This is a genomic window from Arthrobacter sp. TMN-49 (assembly GCF_054511095.1).
In genome coordinates this window covers 155,778-163,252 of sequence record NZ_JBTNDH010000003.1, presented here as the reverse complement: position 1 = coordinate 163,252, position 7,475 = coordinate 155,778, and the positions used below count along the sequence as shown (strand labels likewise).

Sequence of the window (7,475 nt, the reverse complement as noted above, 5' to 3'; positions counted from 1 at the left end):
TCGCAATGGCAGCGCCGTAAGGAACTTATCTGGGTGGTGGCGGGCTCATGTCCCTGACACTCTGGACAAGGCCCCGAACCACCGAGTGATCTCTATCTGAGGGCCAACCCCAAAACCATGATTTGGAGGGGAAATGACTGGCCTGATTCTTAGCGCTCTTTTGGCCTGAAACGAGCCACTAACTTGGCTCACATTCTTGGCTGAAATGGCCTACAGATAGTTGATCACACACACCTCGGTCGAGGTGCTCCGGAATTACGAATGGGGTACACGATCCTACGAAGGGTTGCCGGACGCGGAGCAGGAGATATGGCCCACCTCGGGCGGCGAGTGGAAGGGGCTGGTTCCCTACCCTCAAGCCTGGATCTGGTTCGGGCCAGACCTCATCGCCGCCGTCTCCCCATACCTGTCTTGTCACCGCGAAATGCACGCTGACTCCCTATTGCATGTTCTGTCTGAGAAGCCCGTGGACCGGGACCAGCTCACGGCACTGCTCCCGGATCCGTCCCAGCCCTGGATACCGCGGGAATACCTCAGGCCGTGAAATGAGCATGGGCAGAACCTAGACTCAACAATAAGAGTCGTTTCTTCCTTGATTGAGTCAACAATCTGTCCAAGGCGTCCGGGCGGTGTTTGAGTCGTTGGGGCATGGCCAGCAGACGGATTGTCGGTTCGACTTCTGTCCAGGTGGCGAGGCCGTGGAGCCACGACTTCTGGTCCCGGCGTCGTACTTTGAGGAGTTGGCCACGGTGGAACAACCTCGAGACCTCGTAAGTCTGTCGAAGCCGATACCCTGCGGCTACTCCGCGAGGGGGAGTCCAGGCAGTCCGTCAATGCTCCGCGCGTTCCGCTCGGCACGGTAGCCGGACATGCCGTCCACGCCCTTCTTCTCTGCCTGCAGGCGGAGCAGGTCACGCTCTCCGGTCATTTCCATGACGGGAACACCCCAGCCGCACGAATCGCTGACTCGGGTCACGTCTATGACAATGACAGCTCTGGTGCTCGGGTGGTCCGGGTGGAGTGCCACCACTTCTTCGAATGCTGCCTCTCCCGGAAGAAATACCGAGCCGCGGCCGTGTAGCCGAACGATACGCGGCCGGCTGTCGAACGAATTGAACATGAGGCACACGCGGCCGTTTTCTCGGATGTGTGCGATAGTCTCGACGCCGCTGCCGGTGTAGTCGACCCAGGCGACTCGGCGGGAGTCCAAGACTGAAAAAGAGTCGTGGCCGCGGGGTGACATGTTCACATGCCCGTCTGCTCCGAGGGGCGCTGTTGCGACGAACCACATGGGCTGCTCCTCGATCCATGCCTTTAGGTTCTCGTCAATGGAATCAAATATCTTGGCCATGACCTGAGCCTAGTGCATTGAATCGCGCACCCTCCGCGGCGCCCTGTTGGGCATCGCTCAACTGCCCATCGGTAGCCGTGGCAACAAGTTCGCGCCGAGGCAGTCCGACAGGTGGGCCGTGGACTGGAACTTCGAAGCCCGGAGCGAAATCGTCATGTGTCGTGAGATTGGCCAGCGCTAGACGCGACAGGGTATCCCGTCTCATCCAAAGTGAAGGCCGCGACCTCTGAATCCAGGGGTTGAGTCACCTACCTGACGCCATATTCGTCCAGGACGCTTTACTTTAGTTAGCTCAAACCGAAGAATGCTTTGACGGGTGGATACCGAAGGGCAAGACCCCTATGATCGTCAACTGGTGGTGTGCCGTAAGCCGAATGGGACGGTCTGCTAGAAGAAGGTCATGTCAGCTCGACGCATGGTCAGGTATTGGAAACATGGACTTTCGTTCCCCGGCAGTGGATGCCCCGCTAGACTCGTTCGTTAACGACAATGGTTAGGGGAACCAGATGAGTATGTCTACATCACCAACGATCACGAGAGCCGGCCGGATCAACAAACTGGCGGTAGCCGCCATAGTGTTGGCTGCCATCGCTTTCTCTGGTCTTTGGCTGCTCGGAGTAAGCGTACTGGCCGTTTTTGCCGTGGGAGCCGGCCATGTCTCACTGAACCAGATCAAACTGAACGGAGAACAGGGCCGTTGGCTGGCAATCACTGCCCTATGCATCGGGTACGCTATTGCAGCCCTGGCCCTGGTCACTTCTCTGGCCTACATCCCAGCGCTATTTCAGTAAACGAGACCAACATTCATGACCCGGAGAGGCTCCGTCGCCGGATCTACAGGCGGCCATTCTTGTGTCGCCACAATCTGCTTTGAGCGTTGCTGGGATCGCACGTCGGTCTAGGAAACCTGAACTTCAGGATGCCATACGATATCCGCCCGGAAAGTGAACTTTGAGCGGTACAGACTACGTCGACAGCAACACGGGATTCAGAGAATTGGAACCGTGCCCGATTGAGGGAAACAACTCTACAAGGTTCCGTGGCGAAAATACCTGGGATGGACTTGCCTTCCGCATTGTGTCCAACGACCACCAGACAAACTCATTTAGGCCTTCCTTGAGGAGGGTCTCCGAGGTCCAGCGCCCTTGGGGTACGAACCGGTCTACCTTGACGAGGAAATAGTCATTGACTACACCGTCGTACTGAGGACATATCGAATTGTCGACGATTTCTTGGTGCCAAACGAGTGGTGGCTCTGTGAAACGTAGCTCGAGCCCAATTTCTTCTACAAGCTCACGTTGTAGCGCCTCATGCGGCGTCTCACCTGGTTCAATCCCGCCGCCGGGAGCAGCCCAGACAAAACCATCGATGACCTCGTGACGGCCGAGAAGAAGTTCGAGTTGGGGAGTGAGGATGAGAGCTCTTACCGAGTGGCGCCAACGTAGAACGGTCATTTGGTCATCCTACGGTACCTCCTGAGAAGCGCTTCCCAATGAGTTTCACTTGCCCAAGCTGAACCTGTCTGGGAGTGTCATTGACAACGTCACCGACGGTCGAGGCCTCCGGTTTCATTGCTTTTGGACTTGTCGCGCAGCGATGAGAAGAGGGCGAGAATAGTCTCGGCGAAGCCCGCAATGGCTCACTGGATGATGAACTCCACAAAAAACAACGCCCGTAGGTACTCGTCGCCCACCATCCCTATTGTCCATGTGGAAGGGGCAGGTTGCTCAGCAGCCATTCCCGACAGGAGAAGGCGCTGGCAATGACGGGGAGGGCTGCCAGTAGCAGCCAAGCGGTCTACCTTGCCTCTTTGCGGCCGAGAAGATGCAAGGAGGCATGCAGCAACCAGAAGATGCCGGCACAAAGGGGCAGCAGGTAAAGAGGGTTCATATCTCCTCGGCTTTCTGATGCCACGGGTTTGCGGTGCCTGTGTCGTACGTGCGGGCGCGTGTTTTTCTTTCCAGTTTTCAGTCGGCGAAGGGTATAGCGCCCTAGCCGAGATGATTCTGCGGGGGAGCACTTCCGGCGGCGTCCCAGTCCCTTGGAAGTGGAACACGTCTATGCAAGGGTCCGTAGGGCATGCCTAAGGCGGGTAGGACCGTACTTCAAATTGACCGCATTCGATGGGGGCTAGGTTGCATATTTCAGAGTTGGACACTCAAATTCTCTCCAGGGGCTGGATGGATTGGATTCTATTCGGGGAGGTCGAACAGCTTATTCGAGAAGACGGTTCACAGCCACCGCGTGAAGACTCAATTCATTGGGTAGTCAGATATTGCACTGACGGCTTGATAGAACCGGCAAATTATCACAACGGCAACGGGTACCTCATATGGGCGGAACGCGGCCATGAGCTAGAGTTAAAAATCCGTCAGGGGTTTACTCCGACACCCCTCGACCCGCGTGAGACACCTATGTACATCTTGTTCAAGCTCACCACCACTGGCAGAAGCCTGATCCCAAAAGAACTGCAATACTGACGACCTCCACGGCCGTGTCTCATCGGGGAGTGACCCAGATCCTTGGAAATGGGACGCCTGGTAACTGGCCCAAGTTTCTCTTTGATTTATGGGAAAGCTCTGCAGGACGGATCTATCGAAGTGTGGTGTTGTGGTGTTGTTCTGATCAAGAATCCTTTAAAGAACGTCTCCTAATTTAGGCCGCTCGAACCATTCGAACCTCTTTCACCCCATCTTCGATTTTAACCGCTCCATCGCTAACAAAGCCATTTTTTCGGTAGAAGGCTTGTGCGCGCGGGTTGGGGTCTGCGACCCACAGTGCAGCGTGCGCGGTCGGAGCGATGACTTCATTGAGAAGCGCCGTGCCCACCCCCGAACCATGAAAGGCGGCATATGCGTAAAGTACGTGTAGCTGCTGCGGCTCGGCGGCGTCGTCAAGCGAGGAGCCAGACATTGCAATGCCGATGATCGTTCCGTCGGATGAAGCGACGGCGATGTTGTTCTTGTCGTATTTTGGATCGACCAGGGCCGCTGCCCAGAACCTCTCGCGCCAGCTCAGCAACACGGGATCATCCAGAACAGCGTCGCTCATCAATCCCCGGTAGGTTTCACGCCACGTGTCCACATGAACTCTCGCCATGGCTGGCGCGTCCGCGGGTTGAGCGCGACGCAGGTCAAAGTTGCGTGTCATTGTCCAACGGTACATGCCCTCGATCCACGGTAAACATGCAACCGAGACATACTAGGCCTGCGCATCAACTGTTGTGACCACACCTAGCCCTACGTCTTGATTTAGCTGACAATGGCTCAACCAAAGGGATAGTACCCAAGGACTCTTGGGAGAGGCCCATTTAGCTTTACTTGACATAATGTAGATTATCGGCGATATAGGAGCAGGGACACTTAGAGGACTCGCTCCGCCAAAACGTCAGGTAAACGTAAGCGGCTTGCCTTACGCAAAGGTCAGAGAAACGACCTGGCCATCCAGACCACAACGCCCCATTCTTGCGACTTCCGTGCCCTACGCTTCGCTAGGCTTGCTCCCTAGCTCAATCCCGGATCAACGCAGCGAGCCATGCAGAATCCCGGACGGCTGAACCCGCAAATCCACCTGCCGCGAAATGTGCTCCCACGTCACACACGTCAGCCGCGTCAACAAATGACCCAGACCGGCGCCACGACGCGATGCCGTCAACCATCGGCCACTCCCCCGGCGACCTCACAGGCCACTTAGAACAAATGTTCTAACATGTCCTTAGGCTCCAACATACGCCGCAAGGTGCTCGCCCGTGAGTGTGGAACGGCCTGCCACCAGCTCAGCCGGCGTGCCCTCAAAGACGATGTTGCCGCCGTCGTGGCCCGCCCCAGGACCAATGTCGATGATCCAGTCCGCATGGGCCATGACCGCCTGATGATGCTCAATCACAATGACTGACTTTCCCGATTCCACGAGCCTGTCCAGCAACCCGAGGAGCCGTTCGACGTCGGCCAGGTGCAGCCCCGTGGTGGGCTCGTCGAGGATGTAGACGCCGCCCTTCTCCCCCAGGTGCGTGGCCAGTTTGATGCGCTGACGCTCGCCACCCGAGAGGGTTGTCAGTGGTTGGCCAAGGCTCAGATAACCAAGTCCGACGTCGGACAGCCGGGCCAGGATCTTGTGCGCGGCAGGAAGCTTCGCCTCACCGTCGCTAAAGAACTCCGCGGCCTGGGTAACGGACATAGCCAAAACCTCGCTGATATTGCGTCCACCCAGGTGGTAGTCGAGCACGGCGGCCTGGAAACGCTTGCCGTCGCACTCCTCACACACTGTGGACACGCCGGCCATCATGCCCAGATCGGTGTAGATGACCCCGGCACCGTTGCAGGTGGGGCAGGCACCCTCGGAATTGGCGCTGAATAGTGCAGCTTTCACACCGTTGACCTTGGCGAAGGCCTTGCGAATGGGTTCCAGTAGCCCTGTGTAAGTGGCCGGGTTGCTGCGGCGCGATCCACGGATGGCACCCTGGTCAACGCTCACTACACCTTCTCGCCCGGACACGGAGCCGTGAATCAGGGAGCTCTTGCCCGAGCCGGCCACGCCCGTGATAACCGTCAGGACGCCCAGCGGGATGTTGACGTCAACGTCTTTAAGGTTGTTGGCCGTGGCACCGCGCACCTCAAGAGCGACCTTACTTGTGCGAAATTGGCCCTTGAGCGAGACGCGGTCATCCAGGTGCTGCCCCGTGACTGTGCCGCTGGCGCGCAACCCTTCCACGGAACCCTCGAAGACCACTTCCCCACCCTGAGTGCCAGCCCGCGGCCCCAGATCTATCACGTGGTCGGCGATGGCTATGGCTTCTGGCTTGTGCTCCACCACCAGCACCGTGTTGCCCTTGTCGCGCAATTGCAGCAGCAGCTGGTTCATGCGCGCAATATCGTGGGGGTGCAGGCCAATAGTTGGCTCGTCGAAGACGTAGGTGATGTCCGTCAGGGAAGATCCCAGATGGCGGATCATCTTGGTGCGCTGCGCCTCACCCCCTGAGAGTGTGCCGGAGGGGCGCTCCAGGCTGAGGTAGCCCAGCCCGATCTCCACAAAAGAGTCAAGAGTGTCCCCCAGCGCCGACAGCAACGGCGCCACGGACGGCTCATCCAGGCCTCGCACCCACGCGGCTAGGTCACTGATCTGCATGGCGCACGCGTCGGCGATGCTAATGCCAACAATCTTTGAGGACCGGGTCGCCTCACTCAGGCGGGTGCCCTTGCAGTCGGGGCAGATGGTGAACACAACGGCCCGCTCCACAAAGGCCCGGACGTGTGGCTGGAGCGAGTCAACGTCCTTGGCGAGGAACGATTTCTGCATCTTCGAAATGACGCCCTCGTAGGTCAGGTTGATGCCCTCAACTTTGACCTTGGTGGGCTCCTTGTAGAGCAGGTCATGGAGTTCCTTCTTGGTGAACTTGCCAAGCTTCTTGTCCATGTTAAAGAAGCCGGTCCCGGCGAAAATCCGCCCGTACCACCCATCCATGCTGTAGCCGGGGATGGTCAGCGCCCCCTCGGCAAGCGACTTGTCAGCGTCATATAGCGCGGTCAGGTTGAAGTCGGTGACCTTGCCCATGCCTTCGCAACGCGGGCACATGCCACCGGTGATGGAGAAGCTACGCCGCTCCTTCACAGTTTGCCCCGCACGCTCCATGGCGACGGCACCTGCGCCACTGACGGAGGCCACATTGAAGGAGTAGGCCTGCGGGGATCCGATGTGTGGCTGCGCCACGCGACTAAACACAATGCGAAGCATGGCGTTGGCATCAGTGACAGTGCCCACGGTGGAGCGCGGGTTGGCGCCGATGCGTTCCTGGTCGACCAGGATCGCCGTGGTCAACCCCTCCAGCACGTCCACATCAGGGCGCGCCAGCGTTGGCATGAAGCCCTGCACAAACGCGCTGTAAGTCTCATTGATCATGCGCTGGGACTCCGCAGCAATGGTGCCAAAGACCAGTGAACTCTTGCCAGAGCCGGAGACACCCGTGAACACCGTCAGGCGACGTTTGGGGATCTCAACACTGATGTCCTTGAGGTTGTTCACCCGCGCACCCTGCACCCGGATCAGGTCGTGGGTGTCCGCGGCGTGCAACCGGGAGGACTGCGTGTCTGAAATATTGTCAGTACTCATGTCGACTCTTTTCGAGAAG

The 7,475-nt window shown here is 58.2% G+C and carries 5 protein-coding genes; 1 reads left to right on the top strand and 4 read right to left on the bottom strand.

Going from position 1 to position 7,475, the window contains the following annotated elements; translation table 11 throughout:
- Nucleotides 1-799 precede the first annotated feature (799 nt).
- Nucleotides 800-1,351: a pyridoxamine 5'-phosphate oxidase family protein gene (locus ACX80E_RS02910; RefSeq protein WP_459300362.1), complete on the bottom strand. Its 552-nt coding sequence runs from the start codon at nucleotides 1,349-1,351 to the stop codon at nucleotides 800-802.
- A gap of 512 nt (nucleotides 1,352-1,863) precedes the next feature.
- Here ACX80E_RS02910 and ACX80E_RS02905 point away from each other — a divergent pair.
- A complete protein-coding gene (locus tag ACX80E_RS02905) occupies nucleotides 1,864-2,142 on the top strand; it encodes a DUF4190 domain-containing protein (protein WP_459300360.1) in 279 nt (92 codons plus the stop codon).
- A gap of 174 nt (nucleotides 2,143-2,316) precedes the next feature.
- Here ACX80E_RS02905 and ACX80E_RS02900 read toward each other — a convergent pair whose 3' ends face one another.
- The 3 genes from ACX80E_RS02900 to ACX80E_RS02890 form a co-directional block, all read right to left on the bottom strand.
- The gene (locus ACX80E_RS02900) at nucleotides 2,317-2,805 is read right to left on the bottom strand and encodes an NUDIX domain-containing protein (protein ID WP_459300358.1); all 489 of its coding nucleotides are present in this window, start codon (nucleotides 2,803-2,805) and stop codon (nucleotides 2,317-2,319) included.
- Between the two features lie 1,201 nt (nucleotides 2,806-4,006).
- A complete protein-coding gene (locus ACX80E_RS02895) occupies nucleotides 4,007-4,501 on the bottom strand; it encodes a GNAT family N-acetyltransferase (protein WP_459300356.1) in 495 nt (164 codons plus the stop codon).
- Between the two features lie 564 nt (nucleotides 4,502-5,065).
- Nucleotides 5,066-7,456, bottom strand: a complete 2,391-nt coding sequence (locus ACX80E_RS02890) for an ATP-binding cassette domain-containing protein (protein ID WP_459300354.1) — start codon at nucleotides 7,454-7,456, stop codon at nucleotides 5,066-5,068.
- Nucleotides 7,457-7,475: the final 19 nt, after the last annotated feature.